The organism is Butyrivibrio sp. FCS014 (genome assembly GCF_000526935.1).
GTDB lineage: Bacteria > Bacillota > Clostridia > Lachnospirales > Lachnospiraceae > Butyrivibrio.
Map to the genome: position 1 here is coordinate 292111 of NZ_JAHA01000007.1, position 16043 is coordinate 308153.

General features: G+C 40.6%; 20 protein-coding genes. 19 read left to right on the forward strand and 1 reads right to left on the reverse strand.

All coding sequences use genetic code 11. The annotated features are described in order from the left end of the window. Positions 1-184 precede the first annotated feature (184 nt). From T456_RS0107840 to T456_RS0107940, 19 genes are all read left to right on the forward strand, one after another. Positions 185-1360, forward strand: a complete 1176-nt coding sequence (locus T456_RS0107840) for a hypothetical protein (RefSeq protein ID WP_024865646.1) — start codon at positions 185-187, stop codon at positions 1358-1360. A gap of 290 nt (positions 1361-1650) precedes the next feature. Continuing rightward, on the forward strand, positions 1651-1875 hold the full coding sequence (locus tag T456_RS0107845) for a hypothetical protein (RefSeq protein ID WP_024865647.1): 225 nt from the start codon (positions 1651-1653) through the stop codon (positions 1873-1875). A 76-nt stretch (positions 1876-1951) separates the two neighbouring features. Next, entirely contained in the window at positions 1952-2770 is an 819-nt protein-coding gene (locus tag T456_RS0107850; protein ID WP_024865648.1) for a hypothetical protein, read from the forward strand. Positions 2771-2838: 68 nt separating this feature from the next. Further along, positions 2839-3540 (forward strand): hypothetical protein, encoded by a 702-nt coding sequence (locus T456_RS0107855; protein ID WP_024865649.1) that lies wholly within the window; start codon positions 2839-2841, stop codon positions 3538-3540. A 36-nt stretch (positions 3541-3576) separates the two neighbouring features. Further along, complete coding sequence (locus T456_RS21180; RefSeq protein WP_024865650.1) at positions 3577-4794, forward strand: HNH endonuclease; 1218 nt, start codon at positions 3577-3579, stop codon at positions 4792-4794. A 40-nt stretch (positions 4795-4834) separates the two neighbouring features. Then, positions 4835-5404: a hypothetical protein gene (locus T456_RS0107865; RefSeq protein ID WP_155838050.1), complete on the forward strand. Its 570-nt coding sequence runs from the start codon at positions 4835-4837 to the stop codon at positions 5402-5404. Positions 5405-5566: 162 nt separating this feature from the next. Then, positions 5567-6187 (forward strand): hypothetical protein, encoded by a 621-nt coding sequence (locus tag T456_RS0107870; protein WP_024865652.1) that lies wholly within the window; start codon positions 5567-5569, stop codon positions 6185-6187. A 78-nt stretch (positions 6188-6265) separates the two neighbouring features. Next, complete coding sequence (locus T456_RS0107875; RefSeq protein ID WP_024865653.1) at positions 6266-6532, forward strand: hypothetical protein; 267 nt, start codon at positions 6266-6268, stop codon at positions 6530-6532. A 286-nt stretch (positions 6533-6818) separates the two neighbouring features. Then, positions 6819-7490: an SIMPL domain-containing protein gene (locus tag T456_RS0107880; RefSeq protein WP_024865654.1), complete on the forward strand. Its 672-nt coding sequence runs from the start codon at positions 6819-6821 to the stop codon at positions 7488-7490. A gap of 125 nt (positions 7491-7615) precedes the next feature. Further along, on the forward strand, positions 7616-8809 hold the full coding sequence (locus tag T456_RS0107885; protein WP_024865655.1) for a hypothetical protein: 1194 nt from the start codon (positions 7616-7618) through the stop codon (positions 8807-8809). Between the two features lie 210 nt (positions 8810-9019). After that, positions 9020-9526: an Lrp/AsnC family transcriptional regulator gene (locus T456_RS0107895; protein ID WP_024865656.1), complete on the forward strand. Its 507-nt coding sequence runs from the start codon at positions 9020-9022 to the stop codon at positions 9524-9526. Next, positions 9459-9839, forward strand: a complete 381-nt coding sequence (locus tag T456_RS0107900) for a DNA-directed RNA polymerase subunit alpha C-terminal domain-containing protein (RefSeq protein ID WP_024865657.1) — start codon at positions 9459-9461, stop codon at positions 9837-9839. The genes T456_RS0107895 and T456_RS0107900 overlap by 68 nt, the downstream gene beginning before the upstream one ends. After that, on the forward strand, positions 9836-10303 hold the full coding sequence (locus tag T456_RS0107905; RefSeq protein ID WP_024865658.1) for a hypothetical protein: 468 nt from the start codon (positions 9836-9838) through the stop codon (positions 10301-10303). Before T456_RS0107900 ends, T456_RS0107905 begins: the two co-directional genes overlap by 4 nt. Next, positions 10300-11190, forward strand: a complete 891-nt coding sequence (locus T456_RS0107910) for a KilA-N domain-containing protein (protein ID WP_024865659.1) — start codon at positions 10300-10302, stop codon at positions 11188-11190. Before T456_RS0107905 ends, T456_RS0107910 begins: the two co-directional genes overlap by 4 nt. Before the next feature lie 274 nt (positions 11191-11464). After that, on the forward strand, positions 11465-11707 hold the full coding sequence (locus T456_RS0107920) for a hypothetical protein (protein ID WP_024865660.1): 243 nt from the start codon (positions 11465-11467) through the stop codon (positions 11705-11707). 161 nt (positions 11708-11868) lie between these two features. After that, positions 11869-13101, forward strand: a complete 1233-nt coding sequence (locus tag T456_RS0107925; protein WP_024865661.1) for a C-type lectin domain-containing protein — start codon at positions 11869-11871, stop codon at positions 13099-13101. A gap of 2 nt (positions 13102-13103) precedes the next feature. Further along, positions 13104-14111 (forward strand): hypothetical protein, encoded by a 1008-nt coding sequence (locus T456_RS0107930; protein ID WP_024865662.1) that lies wholly within the window; start codon positions 13104-13106, stop codon positions 14109-14111. Positions 14112-14114: 3 nt separating this feature from the next. After that, a complete protein-coding gene (locus T456_RS19520; protein ID WP_024865663.1) occupies positions 14115-14537 on the forward strand; it encodes an HIRAN domain-containing protein in 423 nt (140 codons plus the stop codon). Between the two features lie 69 nt (positions 14538-14606). Next, positions 14607-15539 carry a hypothetical protein gene (locus T456_RS0107940; RefSeq protein WP_024865664.1) on the forward strand — a complete coding sequence of 311 codons (933 nt, stop codon included), beginning with the start codon at positions 14607-14609 and terminating at the stop codon, positions 15537-15539. A gap of 279 nt (positions 15540-15818) precedes the next feature. On the opposite strand, the gene T456_RS0107945 is transcribed toward T456_RS0107940, so the two are convergent. Further along, on the reverse strand, positions 15819-16037 hold the full coding sequence (locus T456_RS0107945; protein WP_024865665.1) for a hypothetical protein: 219 nt from the start codon (positions 16035-16037) through the stop codon (positions 15819-15821). Between the last annotated feature and the right edge of the window lie 6 nt (positions 16038-16043).

The following is a 16043-nucleotide window of genomic DNA, read 5'->3' on the forward strand; positions in this document are numbered from 1 at the left end:
GAGCGAAAAAAGATGCTCATTTTTGACGCTTCTCGCTGTTTTGCCCCCCCCTTGGTGTTAATAGAAATTTTATTTATTTTTATGCACATTTTGTTTCAATCATGCTGACAAAGCCTTACAATTAGCATACCTAATAAGCTGTTTGTGACTGTAAAGATGTATTCATGTTTTCAAGGAGGAAAGAATGAAGATTTTACAGGCTATATTATTTGGATTTTTAGGAACTTTGTTGGCTCAAACATTAATCATTGCCATGTATGCAAAAGTCCCAGCATTTCATGACATGCTTCATGATTCAATCCATTCAGATGAAAGTACCCCTGTTGTAACACGAGAAAAAGAAACTGTTAATGATACACCTAGTATAGAAGACTTAGTTGCAGATGCTGTAACAGATTATCCAACAGAGGATGATGAAGTGGCAATTCCGGTAGTAAATGAAACAGTCTACAAACCGGATACTCCAAATTTAGCAGTGAGTGATATTACTGTTACAGATGGTGATACATTATCGATTGGAGACATAACTAAGGTTGGAGATTTCTATGTTGGATTAGCATATGCAAAAAGGATGGATTATTTACCTACGGCCTTAGGAGATGCAGATGTTCAGCCTGGAAATGAAGTTATTATTATGTTCTTTGATGTTCTAAATGCAGGAACAAAAAGAAAGACATTTTGGGACAGCGATTTAACCGGATATGCTGATTCGATGAAAGTTGATGGCGTCGAGACCTATATAAAAGTAGTGGTTGATGGTGTCGAGCAATACCATAATTATGATTTGGATAGTGGTACGCAGGCTATGGCATGTGTTAATTATGAAGTGCCAAAAGGATGGGGAGAACTAAAGGTTTTCTATGATGACAAGGTTAGTTGGGTAGTACGAAATAATCAGGTTACAGATGATCCGTTTGTATTCACGCCGTTAATTAAAGCAGACAGTACAAGGCCGATAACAAATGTTGGAGATGTGATTTTCAATGGGGACTATAAAATAACCTATATGGGTCACAAATCTATAACAGATAATGGTTTATTTACTGATAGTTATTTGGAAGTGTTCTTGTTTACCATAGATAATACTTCTAATCAGGCAATTGATTATGGGTTGACTGGATATAACATGGCGGGATATGCAGATAATTATTTCTTCAGTAATCCGTCCTGGGCATACAATGATAAAGTTGATGGATATATTAATATCTATGATATAGAATCCATTGCTCCTGGAATGTCTGCAAATGTATATATAGCGTTTGAAAAAAGGATGGATGTAAAAAATAAGACTTTGTATATGCTGTATGATACAGGATATATATTTGATAATCAGATTGCGTCAGTTTATATAGAAGAGTAATACGCTAATATTTGAAACAAATGATGAGAACACAAAACTACGTTGTGAATAATTGGCAACGTAGTTTTTGTTATAATTAAGATGGCGACAGGATAAGGCGTGCCAGTAATCTTTAATTGTAATCAATTGCTTTTCTGAAGCACTTATGAATGTAGATACCACGAAAGCAGCCACTGGTTCTTTTCCCAAAGACACAAGTATCACCAGGGAACGCCTGTTCGGGATCAAGAGAGGATTATAGGACTTCATTTCGGGCATAATCGAATCATCTCAGAAAGGAGAACAAGATTATGGCATATACATTTGATAAATATCATCATTTTGGAATGGAGAACTTTGATGGCGGAGATGACCGCTGGGATTTTGATCATGACGGGAAGATGAGTATCTTCGAGGAAAGCGCAAGAAGAGCTTATGACCAGGTGCTGTTTGACACCATCTTTGGTGAGGAAGAGGAACGCTCCTCTGATGATTGGGACGACGAAGATGATGACGACTTTGAAGATGATTTTTAATTTGAAAGCAGCCACTGGCTCTTTTGCATTGGTATCACGAGACAAGAATGTTCGTGTGGGATCAAGGGGAGCATAGATGAAAAATAAAAAAGTAGTAATCAGCATACTTGCCACTCTGTTCTTGATCATTCTAGCAGTAGTAGTTAACGAATATAGAAAAAATAAGCTCTATGACCAGCTGGATGCTGCAAGAGAAGAGTACAGAGACAGTGCTGATCCTTCTATGATCTACACTATTAAAAATGGCGATTATGTTGGCTCAGTTAGCGTTCGAGTAATGTATGATGACGATAACTTAAGCAAAACCTGGTATCACACTACAGTTGATGAAGTGATAATACATATGGATAAAAACTTTGAAGAATTATCCATGCGAAAACGCTGCGAAGTATGCGTGAGGATAATGCATGAAATACGTAACAATGTATATGCGGCATATAATAATAGCGATTATTGCAGGGTTTTCAATGAAAATAAGCAATTCGATTCAATGAGATATCGTGGTATTTCTCTTTATACGCATCACAAAACAGATTTTAAGTTTATGGCAGGCAAAGAGGATTATACATTTCCATCATATGGATCGATGACAGTTACAGTAAGAGGCACAAAGGTTAAGTCCTTTTATGAGTACTCAGCATTTAATGGTGAGCTTGAAGACTTTGGTGAAAGATATGCTTCCCAAAAGAAGGATACTCCATTAGGAAATACTTCCACCAACAAGAGTAGAAGTACTTATCATGAGACCTATGATCCATATGATTCAAAAAGCTACAAGTCAGCTCAGGATTTTGCTGATGACAAGTATGAAGAGTTCTACGACTATGAAGACGATTATGATGATGAAGATGAGGCCTATGATGCTGCTGAAGACTACTGGGATGAATATAACTAAGCCATGACCGGAGCAATTCGTGCAAGGATCAGAAATCATGGCCTTTTAGACTAACATGGAGAAAGACGATGGGAGAATACTACGAGTGGGTGAATGTAGATAGAAAAGAATACATCTGTCCGAATGATTTTAATTTGGGAAATAAGCTTCATGAGTCTGCTTTTGCGGGGAATCATTTTCTTGGGGCATTGTATAATCTTTTATCTACTGATTGGAGAGGAGATTCAATCGTCTTTTTGGGAGATCAGAGCAATATCACTGAGAAAGATTTAAACCCTGTTTTGAGAAGCCTTTCAGCTGAAAGGCAGGCATGGGGAGAGTCTGGATATGATGCGGACTATGTGACGGAGGAGTATAAGTGTGTTTCCGGGCTATTTAAAGAGGCTGAAAAAGAGGTTCGTCATGAAATTGAGTACATGATCAAGTTTAATGATTTCAGGAACAATTGTTACAGAGTTGACCGCGAAGATCCGTATAAAGGCTTATTTGAGAGAAAGTCTGCTTTTTACAGATATACAATTAACCACACCAAGCAGGAGTTTTTTGATATAGAAATGACAAGACTGACATATACAAACAGGGATGGCGTTTTGAGCACAAGGATTAATCCGTTACCGCTTTTGATGGCATTTCCTGGATCTGATGAAGATTCCTGTACAGGATTGTGGCTTGGTGATTCGATAGAAGTGAGCGATAATGTGCCACCATCCGGATATAAGGATATGAGTGAGGTGTACGGATGGGACCGAATGATATATAAAATGCAATAATGGATATCAAATGAGAATGGAAAGAAGGTAATAGAATTGGCGGAGACAGATAGTATTGATGAGGAGCGACTAGAGAAAGCTATCAATTGGTTTGCCAGGTATATTGCGGTCCAGCAAGGCGGAAGAGACGTGGATTTCTATTCTGGCTATATGCAGATGCATGAAGGATTTAAACGAGAATTGTTCCGTAATGGTCATGATGCTCTGAGACTTGAAACATGGGATAAAAGCATGATTGGCTCAGGAAGAATTCTGGATTGCGTTGTCGCAGGACTGCAGTCTAAAGACGGTAGCGGTCAAAACATTGTTGTCAATTTCCATTCTGTCACGAATTTTAAGGAGAAAGCTAATACCGACCTTCCTCTGGCAGAAGATGTTTTGTTTAATTTGTATGAGGGAGATGACGATGCTACAGCTTTCGAAGATGCTTGTGATTTCTTTGGAAGATGGTATCCGGTGTTTTCATATTTGATGTTTCTAAAGGATGATACAAAGTATCTTCCGGTAAAGAGTTCGAGCCAACTGCATGGGGATCGTTTTAGAAAGTTAAATATTGATAGAGATTGCCTGCGGTATTGTTCATGGAATAATTATCAAGTCTTTTTGAACGTGCATAGACAGATACAGGAAAAGCTGATCGAAGCATTCCCGGAGAATCAGATTTCATTGTTGGATGCGCATTCTTTCGTGTGGACGTTATATGCTGCTCCAGATGATTTCTCTTTTAAAATGGAGGAAAAGCTTGAAAAAATACCGGGTGCAACTGATTTTGTAAATCAAGTTGCTGATCAGCTGAAGTATCGCGAGAAGGCTCAACAAGAAGATGAGGATCTTGAAAGAAGCCTTGAGAAATCCGGTATTGAAGGAAGAGAAAGAGTTGCAATGATCAAGGCGCGCCTGAACCAGAGTGAATTCAGGAAGCGATTGTTGCTGCGTTATAAGAAATGCTGTTTATGTGGCGCTTCTGACCCAAGGCTTATGACAGCAAGCCACATCAAGCCATGGAGCGAAAGTGAACCGGCAGAGCGAGTTGATCCTGATAATGGATTTTTACTGTGCCCTAATCATGATGCTTTATTTGACCAGTTTTTAATTTCTTTTGATGATGATGGAAAGATTATGATCTCAGATAGCTTAAGTAGTAATGATCGAATTTTCATGAATATTCGAGAGGACATGAAGGTCAGTCTTAGAGAAGGGAACAAGAAGTATCTGGAGTATCATAGGAATAGGTTTAGTGAACTGAAACACTGATGTATGCATATGCCATGAAAACAGCCACTGGCTCTTTTGCATGCAGAAGAAAATAATCGAAAGAACGAGGCTTATTATGGCGCATTTTGCCGTGATTGATACAGAAACAACATATAGCAATGAGGTAATGTCTATAGGAGTTGTCATTGCTGACGACAGCTCTTTTACCAGGGTGGATGGGAAATACTATATTGTGGAACCGGCATGTTATAAGCCTGCAATGTATGCGGATGAGCTGGATTATGTTGATGCTGATTTTACAAATGATAGGAACAAGGTTATACGGGACCTGAAAGATTTGCTGGACAGGTACGGTGTAACAAGCATATTCGCGTATAATGCAAGTTTTGACCGAAGCCACTTGCCTGAACTTCACCAATATGACTGGTTTGATATAATGAGGATAGCAGCCAACAGGAATTATAATTCTGCAATTCCTGTCGGCGCAGATTGCTATAGCAATGGCAAATTAAAGCGTGGCTATGGTGTGGAACCGATGCTTAGGATGCTTGATGTGGCGGACTATACGGAAACGCATAACGCTTATAATGATGCGCTTGATGAGTTGAAGATTATGAGATGCCTTGGGATTAGCGTTAACAGGTATTAAGTAGAAAATATGGACTTATTGAATTCATTTTACAGAGGAGAAACCGACATACTTTTATTTCCTTGTAGCACCATATCTGGTTTATAACGGGATTCTCATCGCTGCTGCGATGATATGTTCAATGCATTTATACATATAAATTTACCAAAGGAGGACAGCTAGATGGGTTCTAAATTAGGGAGATTTTTCAAAACTGTTTCTAATGTATTAAATGAAAACGGATATAATAATGCGATTAAACCAGAGCTTTCATGTCAATTGACATTAAGATATGATGCAATAGTACAAACGAAGAAATGCCAGTACATAGAACGGTACGAATATGCATTTTATGATAAAAGTGGAAACAAATATTGTTATGCCAGCGGGCAAGAAAGTGACAAAAAGCAGCATGTCCGAGCATATTATGAATCTGGAAAACTTATTGGGGAAGTAATCGAGGATTCGAATATTATTACCAATAAAAGGAATCAGAAAATCCGGCTAAGAAATGGAGAGGAATACACGTTTGTACCTAAATCTGGAGTATTGGTTAAAAACTATGTTATAAAACCAATTAATTGGGATTTGGCAAAAAAAGGGTTAGATTCACATGAACTATATGATTCTGAAAACAATCTGATAGCCACAATTTCATCCAAAATACAAAAAAGCGAAACACAGATTACGTACAATTCTGCAGAAAATGAAGACATAGTCATTATGGTGACACTTGCAGTTTTCGCAGATGCATTGACCGCAAGTAGAATTGCTGACTGGAATGAAGATATAAGTCAAGGGTAATATGACACGCAAGTCAAGGAAGTAGCGCGTAAAGAATTAGAGAAGGAGATATCTAATCTATCGTTAGGCTCTGAAAGAGTGGCTATTTTAGTTCCTAGAAAGATCAGAAAGCGTAATTTTCTAAATATGGAGGCCATTCCCAGTCACGTACAAAAGGTAATAGGGGATAAGATAGAAGGCGGTAATATATCTCTTATGTATGTTGATGAGGTGAAGGGAATAGAATTTGACAGAGTCTTTGTTGTGCCAAGAAAAATGTCTAAAAATGAGAAATACATTGCATATACGAGAGCATTGAGTAACCTTATTATTGTTGTGGATGAAGATCAAAGAAGACCAAAATAATCGATGATGACTTTTAATTGTTTTTAATTAATCTCATATTCTTTAATTGTTTTTAATTGTTTTTAATTGCTTCAGACGGTACATGCTGCAAGAGAAGAGTACAGGAACCTTCTTATAATTCCTTACTTCCAATAAGTTTTGAATCTCAATCTAATAAAAGTGGCTTAAAAGCTCAGAAAATTCAGCAATTCTGTTGATTAAGGTCGCCAGTAATGCGACCTTTTTTCATACTCCAAATGCTATCATAAGATCATCAAATGAAACCGTAATAAGGAGGTCTAAGAATATGACAAACGAAAGAATAATCAAAGTAACCGGCAAAGGCAATCTTAAGATAAAACCTGATATGACAAGAATCACAATTACCCTTGAGGGTCAGAATAAGGAATATGCGATGACTCTTACGCAGTCTTCAAAGGACACAGAAGCGTTGAAAGACATCCTGGAGAAACAAGGCTTTGATAGAACTGACGTTAAGACTCTAATGTTCAATGTGGACACGAGATATGAGAGCTATCAGGCCAGGGACAAGAGCTGGAAAGAGCGCTTTGTGGGATATGAGTTCAAGCATATGGTCAAGGTTGAATTTGATTCCGACAACGATAGACTCGGAAAGATTCTATATGCACTCGCTAACGCAAAAGACATTCATCCGGACTTTAGACTCAGCTACACCGTTAAGGATCCTGAAGCTTCCAAGAATGAGCTTCTCGGCAAAGCCGTAGCTGATGCCAAAGCTAAAGCTGAAGTACTTTCTACGGCAGCAGGGGTGAACTTGAATAGCATCAAGAACATTGATTATTCCTGGGGCGAGATTCAGTTTGAGTACACTCCAATGCATAGAGATATGATTTGTAGTAAAGCTATGCCCGATGGTACTGGTTCATTTGACATGAATATCGAGCCGGATGATATCGAGGTTTCTGATACTGTGACGGTCGTGTGGGAAATTGGGTGAAAATACCTCGGTTTTTAGAACCTCTGTTTACCAATAAATGAGTTTTATTGGATAGCATTTGTAGCAGAATATCATCATAGAAACATTTAATAAGTCTTAATTGAAATCAGTTAGAGGTGATAGATATGCTAGATGGAACATATTATACAAATGGTAAAAACATATTTGCGGATGATAAGTTTGATAATAGTGAGTGGTCTGCACCATATATGGTTGATAAAGCTGAAATTGCAGCAACAATCAAAAATCTCAACCTAAATGGTCGAGTAATCAGAGATATTCGCTTTGTGTCACATGCCTATAATCTGGTCAGGCATTGGGTAGAGGATTGTGCCTATAACAGGTTGGAGAATCTTTCAGAGGAAGAACGCCAGCAGAAATCGGAATATCATAATATTCCTTTGGATCTTCCATTTTTACGATACGCTAAGCTAGACGAGCCTTTACTTATCGAATTTGATGATCATGATCACTTGGAAATAGATGCTCCACAGGAACCTGAGTTTAGAATTAGCATGAACTGTATACCATGGGATATAGAACCGGGCTGTAACTCTTTGAATGCAGAAGCATCAATCATATTTGATTCATGTATAGGAAAGAGGATTGACAGGGTTGAGGTGGCAACATATATAGCAGAAAAGGATCCAATGTGTTTATGTGAGTTTCCAAATGGAGAAAAAAGAGAATTGGTTGGATCGGTAATCATATGGCTGAGTGATGAAACAGGTATCTGTATTGAACCTGAGCTCGATTTTGTTGATGTTACACTTATTGACAGTAATAAGCAGATACTGGAGATCCCCTTTAAGCAATTGAAAAGTGCATTGTTCAACTGGGAAGATTTACATGATGATGAGAAATTGGGGTTTGAATCCAGTTGCGCTACATTTTGGTTTGGAGATAAGTATCGTGACCATAGAGACAATTGCTTTGTGGATTTCGTGACTGAAGGTGGAAAATATTCATTACACATACATGACGATGATATCATACTATTCAGTCTTGCTATATCTGTGGTTATTTGCAAGCAACATGATGTATATGATGATTATGAATTATCATATGATCAATGGAAAGCTGTTCTAGACGCTGCAGATCTGATTGTTGGCTTTAATACTTTCGATGAATTTATGGAATATTTTAAGATGGTAAGAGAAAGTACGAATGGAAAATGTGATTTGCTATATTATCTGAATAACTGTGGAAAACATTTCTGGTATGAAAAGTGGCTCCACGAAAAAGAAGCAAAAGACTTAAGAGGTTGGACAGAACTAGCGCTTTCTCCGGGAGAGAAAATGCATATTATTGGATTTTAACATGAGAGGAGAATACTTAATAAGCCATATCTTTTAGCTAAAACGGCTAAAACAGGGAAGAAGTTCTTTTGATGAGAAACGTTTGATGAGAAACACTGGGTTACGGGATGAAACTGAAAAAGTTTCGTTTCGTAACCCTTGCTATTGCAGAAGGTTCTTTTCCCAAATATAATCAGCTCATCAGAGTCGACACTGATAAGGAGCAAGCGAATGGATGAAAAAGATAAGCAGATTTTGGATATGATCAAAGGTGATGCCCGCAAGAGCTATCAGGAGATCGGTGATGCTTTGGGAATTTCCAGAGTGGCTGCCAAAAAGAGGATTGCAAAGCTCAAGGAAGCCGGGATCATCCGCCAGTATAACACTTACATCAAGAGAGATGATGAGATAACGATGCTGATCGATATCATTACAACGCCCGAAGGATTTGACCGGGTGCTGGAATATGTCGCCACAAGAACAGTGTATGTGCGTCAGATCTACACCACTCTCAAGGAAAATCATATTCATCTTGTTGCTGTATCTGATTCTCTTGAGCAGATCAATTACTTGGCCAAGATAATCAAAAAGGCCTGCATTGATGATATCGTTGAATACCATGCGCGCCAGGTCCGGGAGATTATCAAGGACGTTTACGGAGGGATTGAATATGAGCGCAGATCAGAGTCAGACACTGTCACAGATAATCGAGCAGATAACCGGGGAGCGGGTACATGAGAAGAAGGGCGGAAAGTTCTTTTTCAACATTTACCTGAATTCCAGGATGAGCGAGACGCCAATTGAGGCTTTGGACCTGAGCGTCAGAGCATATAACAGTTTGAAAAGAGCCGGCTACGGAACCATAGGGGATCTGGCAGAGGCCATTGCCGGCGGAACAGAGATCAGTAAGATCAGAAACTGTGGCGTTAAGAGCCGCAGAGAGATAATGGAAAAGCTCTTTTTGTACCAGTACAGTGCGCTTCCGCAGGAGAAAAGAGCTAAGTACATCCTGGAAGTTGTCCGGATGAATGCCGATAAACATGGCGTTTGAAGACAAGGGAAGTTTATGACCCTTTTAAAGATTTAGACTTAAGTCAGTCAAGACTAGAGGACCTTCCGGCAAATGTAATTGGTGAGGTGGTAATATACCCAAACGCAACAATATTGGGACAAGCAGTAAAAGACATAGATGTAGTTGTGATCGGAGAACTTAAAAATTACACCCCATCATTAAAGTACTATGAAAATGGTGAGGAAAAAATTGACAAGATATCTATTGAGAGTTTTTGTTTCGCGATAGAAGTTAAGAGTCATGATGCATCAATAGTGCGCAGGGGAACAGATTGGTATGTTCCCTATCATCAACACTTGCATAACGTGACAGACCAATCTAACAAGCAAAAGACTTCACTATTCTCATTTTATAAGAATCAAATAGGGGTTAGTCCGTATGTTACTAGCAAAGGGCTACGAAATCAATCGTTGAGTAGAATGCAGAGGTTGAGTGGAAAATGAAGAATAAAATAATAAATGCAAACGGAACGGAAATAAGGGTTTATGGAGATGTTATCAATGAAGATGCATATATATGCCTGACTGATATAGCCAAAAAGAAGAATCCTACAGAAGCTGCTCTTGTTATCAGCCATTGGCTAAGAAATCGGTCTACTATAGATTTTTTAGGATTATGGGAGCAGTTGCATAATCCAAATTTTAAACCTACCGAATTCGGTAGGTTTAAATACGAGTCGGGAGAAGCTGCATTTACGCTTACCACCAAACAGTGGGTAGAAGCAACAAATGCTATAGGAATAATATCAAAGGCAGGCAAGAATGGTGGAACCTATGCACATTCTGATATTGCCTTTGAGTTTGCGTCGTGGATATCACCAGAGTTCAAGCTCTACATTATTACCGACTATCAGCGGCTTAAAAAAGATGAATCAGAGCGTTTGTCCATCGGATGGGACGTAAAAAGAGAGTTATCTAAAATAAACTATAGAATACACACGGATGCTGTTAAGGAGTTTTTAATTACACCTGAACTCACACCACAGGAAATGTCATATACGTATGCATCTGAAGCAGATGTTTTAAATATGGCTTTGTTTGGTAAAACTGCTGCTCAATGGAGAAATGAGACAGGGACAAAGGGAATGAGCCCGAATATTCGTGATTTTGCATCTGCAGAAGAACTTGTAGTTTTGATAAATCTTGAAGATACTAACGCAGATTTGATAAGACAAGGGATAAATCAGATTGATAGACTAAAGATTTTGAGAGAAAAAGCGTATAGACAGCTGCAAACACTAATTAATAACCAAAAAGCAATAGAATCATTAAAAACGCATTTGATTGCCAATGACAAAAGCAAGGGATTTGTTGACAAACTAAAACAGTAAGAATGTTATTTTTGAGGGATGGAAATTATGGATAGTATGGGAATCATGGCGGGAATTGTTAATAAGGAGCTTGGCTTTTATCTGATTATTATTGGTGCGGTATTTATGGGATTGGGTGCGTTGATAAATGCATTTCAGTAATGAAGAACTTAGCCACAGGTTCTTTTCCCAAGGTCATGTGTATCGCTGGTAGAACGCCTGTGTGGGATCAAGAGAGGATTATAGGACTTCATTTCGGGCATAATCAAATCATCTCAGAAAGGGGAATAAGATTATGGCACATACATTTGACGACTATCATCATTTTGGAATGGAGAACTTTGATGGCGGCAGTGACCGCTGGGATTTTAATCATGATGGGAAGATGAGTATCTTCGAGGAAAGCGCAAGAAGAGCTTATGACCAGGTGCTGTTTGACACCATCTTTAATGAGGAGGAGAAACGTTCCTCTGATGACTGGGACGATGAAGATGATGACGACTTTGAGGATGACGACGACTTTGACGATGATATGTAAAGGGTGGATCGGGACTTGAAAGCAGCCACTGGTTCTTTTCCCAAAGAAGGGACACCGGGGAGGATTTAAAACTTCTGATCCGGGATAATCGTATTATCTTTGAACCGGAATGAAATTTAAAGTTTGGATTTTACCGGATGCTTTTTGAGGAGGATAACCAAATGAGAAGATTAAGCTATTGCATGGCTGCTTTACTATGTCCGATTATCTTATCTGCATGTGCGATGCAGGCGCCCGAGGAGCCTGCTTTGGATGTGGAGGAAGAAGTCGCTTTTGCAGAGGAGGCAAGTACTTCAGCTGCTGAGAATGAATCCGTGGTGGATGAAGCAGGTGCCGAGGCAAGTGAGGCAGTTTCGGAAGAGCCTTCTAATGAGCTGACTCCGGATAATATTCCTGAATGGAGCAAAGCATATGCTGAGTATTTAAGGACCGGAGCGGAATATATTTCTTTTGCCGATGGCGGAAGTGAACTTTCCTATACTTTGATCTATCTGGACGATGATGATATTCCTGAACTCTTCATTGATACCGGGGTAGAAGCAAGTGGCCAGATGGTTGTTACTTACTATGACGGCAAAGTCGTAGATCAGTATCTTTCAAGAATAGGATCTCAGTATATTGAAAAAAGCGGTCTTATTTATACTGACACAGGTCATATGGATTACTACCCGATTAGCATCACGAAGTTGGAAAACGGGGTGTTCTCGGAAATAGCTTCCGGAGTTAAGTATGTATCTGAGGAAGATTACGATAAGATGGGGGAAGATGAGAATTACCCCTATACACTGACCTATGAATGGGGAGAGGAGACTGTAACCGAAGAAGAGTTTAATGCTCATGTAGCTGAGTACTATGATGTAGATAAGGGCAAACATCCGGACAATTATTACTCCTATGATGAGTTCCTGTATCTGCTTGAGAATGGTAAGTGGTATTCCGCAGATCATAAGTATGAATTATTTATACAGGACTGCTCCTGGAGTGATGCTCAGAAGTTCTGCCTTGAGAAAGGCGGATATCTGGCGACGGTGACCTGCACTGATGAGGCCAAGGTTATATCTGACCTTATTAAAAAAGAAGGATACACCGATAAGGCGTTCTTTGTCGGTTACAGATCCAGCGAATGGGTAGGGGAAACTTTCTGCAGCTTCAGATGGATCAATGAGGATGGCTCCTATCAGGAAGTAATGCCAAGTATGTATGACTTTTGGGGCTATAATTCTCCGGGATATGATTACGACAAGAGCGAGTTCCCTTATGAAACCAGGGAAGTAGGACTAGCTAAATATTTTGAAGAGGATGGTATGATATACATCTTTGATGCTCCGGATAAGGTATTGGATGTTTCGCCTGAATTTGCCGGAAATATTGGCTTTATATGTGAGTTTGATTGAGAATGAAAAGGGTAAATGCGGATATCATCCCGGTTGTAAGTGAATATGACAAGCTGATCGAGGAGATCCTTGAGCTTGAACTGAAGCTGGCGGCTCTTGCGGAAGAGATTGATGATCTGGAGAATCACATCTGCGTTGAACTGAGGGCAGACTATGACCAGAAGGTCGGGAACCTGGAGTACCAGGCGCAGGCCTACAGGCTTGAGATTGCACGGCTGAAAAGAGCCATCGAGCTTTTGCAGGCTGCCATCAACCGCCAGGAAGCAGCCAAGTATGAGGAAGTCCAGAAGAAGGTCGAGCAGGAATACAAGCAGTATGAAGAAGACCTGAACAAAAAGGCAGAGGACATGAAGCGCGACAAGGAGTACAAGGAACGTCGTGCGAAGCAGGATAAGAAGAACGAAGAAAGGGCTAAGAAAGAGCGGAAAGCCAAGGATGCGGAAAAGGCTGAAGGTGAAGGGAAGGCCAAAGACGCGGAGAAGGCTGAGGATGCGGGCTCCGGCAAGGACAGTGATACTGTGCATGAGTCGCCGAAGGAAGAGCTGAAGCGTCTTTACCGGATGATCATGAAGAAGCTTCATCCTGACGCTAATCCGGATGCTACCGAGAAGGAGAAGGCTCTTTTGCTAAAGGCTCAGAAAGCTTATGCGGAAGGTGACCTGGAGACTCTTCGTGAGATAGCAGATCAGCTTGATGATACAGATATAACCGAGAAGTATGGTGATAATCCTGATGATCTGGCGCAGCTTAGGGAACTCAGAGATAAGCTTGCTGAAAAGGTCGAGATTCTTTTGGCTCATATTGATGAGATCAAGAACAGCTTCCCTTACACTGAGAAGGATTTTCTTGCCGATGAGGAGGCTGTCAGGGTAAGGCAGGAAGAACTGGAAGAGTATAACAGGCAGTGCGCAGAGAAGATAATAGAGCTTCAGGAGAAGATCCTTGAGCTCAGCAAAGTGGCTGAGAAGAACGACAAAGAAGCCAGGAAGCGTAAAGCAAAGAAGGGGTAGCCTATGGGAGAAAACAAGGAGCTTGTTAGTGTTCAGAATGCAGCTCTTACATCAAGCATACTCAGTAAGAATGGCATAGATACGAGCCTTCCGTTTTCCAGGGATATCTTTTTGATGAATACCATGATAAACGGGGCCATGCATGTGAAAACCATTTACAAGCAGGCTAAGGCATTAAAGAAGGGTGACAGGCTCAGTCTTCTGTTGGAGCCAAAGAATAAGTATGACGAGAAGGCAATACTTGTTCTTGATCCCAAGGGGAAGAAGCTTGGGTATATTCCGAGGGTTAAGAATGAAGTTCTTTATCATCTGATGGATGCCGGGAAGGAACTATTCGGGATTGTTCATGGCGGGGATATAGGAGAACACCTTGATCCGGAGGATTCGTGGATTGAGATTTTTATTGATGTGTATATGTGCGATTGAGCCATGGTGACGGAGTCAAGGGACCATTTTGGGGGACAAGGGGAGCATCTGATGAGTGGGATGACGAGGATGAAGACTAATATTGCTATTATAATTTGCCTTGCGCTGATGTTTTCGGTTGCCGGATGCGGGGCGGAAAGTGATAAAGCGGCAGAAAGTGCGGCTGTGGCGGAGAGTGGTGAAACGGCAGATGGTGCGTTTGAGGCTGAAGGCGGTGAAGCAGCGGAGAATGCGGCTGTGGCGGAGACCGGTAAGGCAGCAGAGGATGCCGGCGCTGCGCAGTCTGAGGCAGAAGATCAGGAAAGATCCCCATTTGTGCTTTGGGAATTTGAGGGATATGTTGATGAGTGCGATGGATACTTCTGGCAGGATGACTTTATAAGCAGCGACTATGATGGCGACGGCGAGATAGACCGACTAAAGCGCGAGTGGGATGGCGAAGAGCAGATTGCTATCTACACGGTAGAGTTTGGTAATGGAGATTTGCTCACGGTGCCCAAAGGATGGGAGACAGGCTTTCCGCACGTCCAGGGCGGTGATCTTGACGGAGACGGGCAAAAGGAGATTCTTTTTACCCTTTCCTACGATACAAGCACAGATCCGTTATCCTTCGGCGACATGTGGCTCTTTGATAAGGATGCTTCCGGCAGCTACCGCGAGGTGGAGCTTCCGCTTGCCGGCGGAGAAAATGGAGCTAAATGTTTTACCATAGATTATGAAAAGCCGGAAGGTCTTGTGATCAGATATTCGATAAAGGAAGCGGGACTTTCCAGAAGCGAAGAGGTAGATGATGACTATATAAATTACTGGTGGACGGATGAAAGCACCAGCCAACTCAGGAGCGTGTACTGGGCAGAGATCAGGGAGGGGGAGTCCCCCGCCATCAGATGCTTCGTGGAGCCGCTTCCCAGGAGCGGTCAGAGTCTTGGATTTGATCTTTCCTACAGGAATGGAAAGTATGAGATCGGGTACGTTGAGATTGATGCGCCGGAGGGGGTTTGAATGCTGGGATGGTCCCTAGGGACGGAGTCATGGGACCATTCATTATGATATTTTGGACAAAAAAAGAAACGAGCAACTCCCTCGGTTCATAAAGAACTTACCGGACACTAAACCCATTTCTTCACCTGAAGGTTAACAAATGGTGATAGAAAAGTCAATGAGTTTTAGATATTGACACTGGAGATACTGAGGTATTTCTTATTTATTGGTTTTGTTTAAGGAAATAATTTAGGGAACTTTTCCGCTGAGATATTGCGAAGAAGTTCCCTAAATGTATGGTTATTTTGTTTTTACAGAGATCAGTCTTAAATCACTTGTTCCAAAGAACAGCGAATTTCTTATCATTCCAATCCTGAACAGATTGAGCACATAGAACATTGATCTCATGATGTTTATGAAACCGAATGTACATACAAGTTCCTCAACTGTTGGTGGATATCCAAATCTTCGTGTGTGATTTCCGACATATTCTGCTATTTCAGCTTCTAATACTCCCATTTCTAT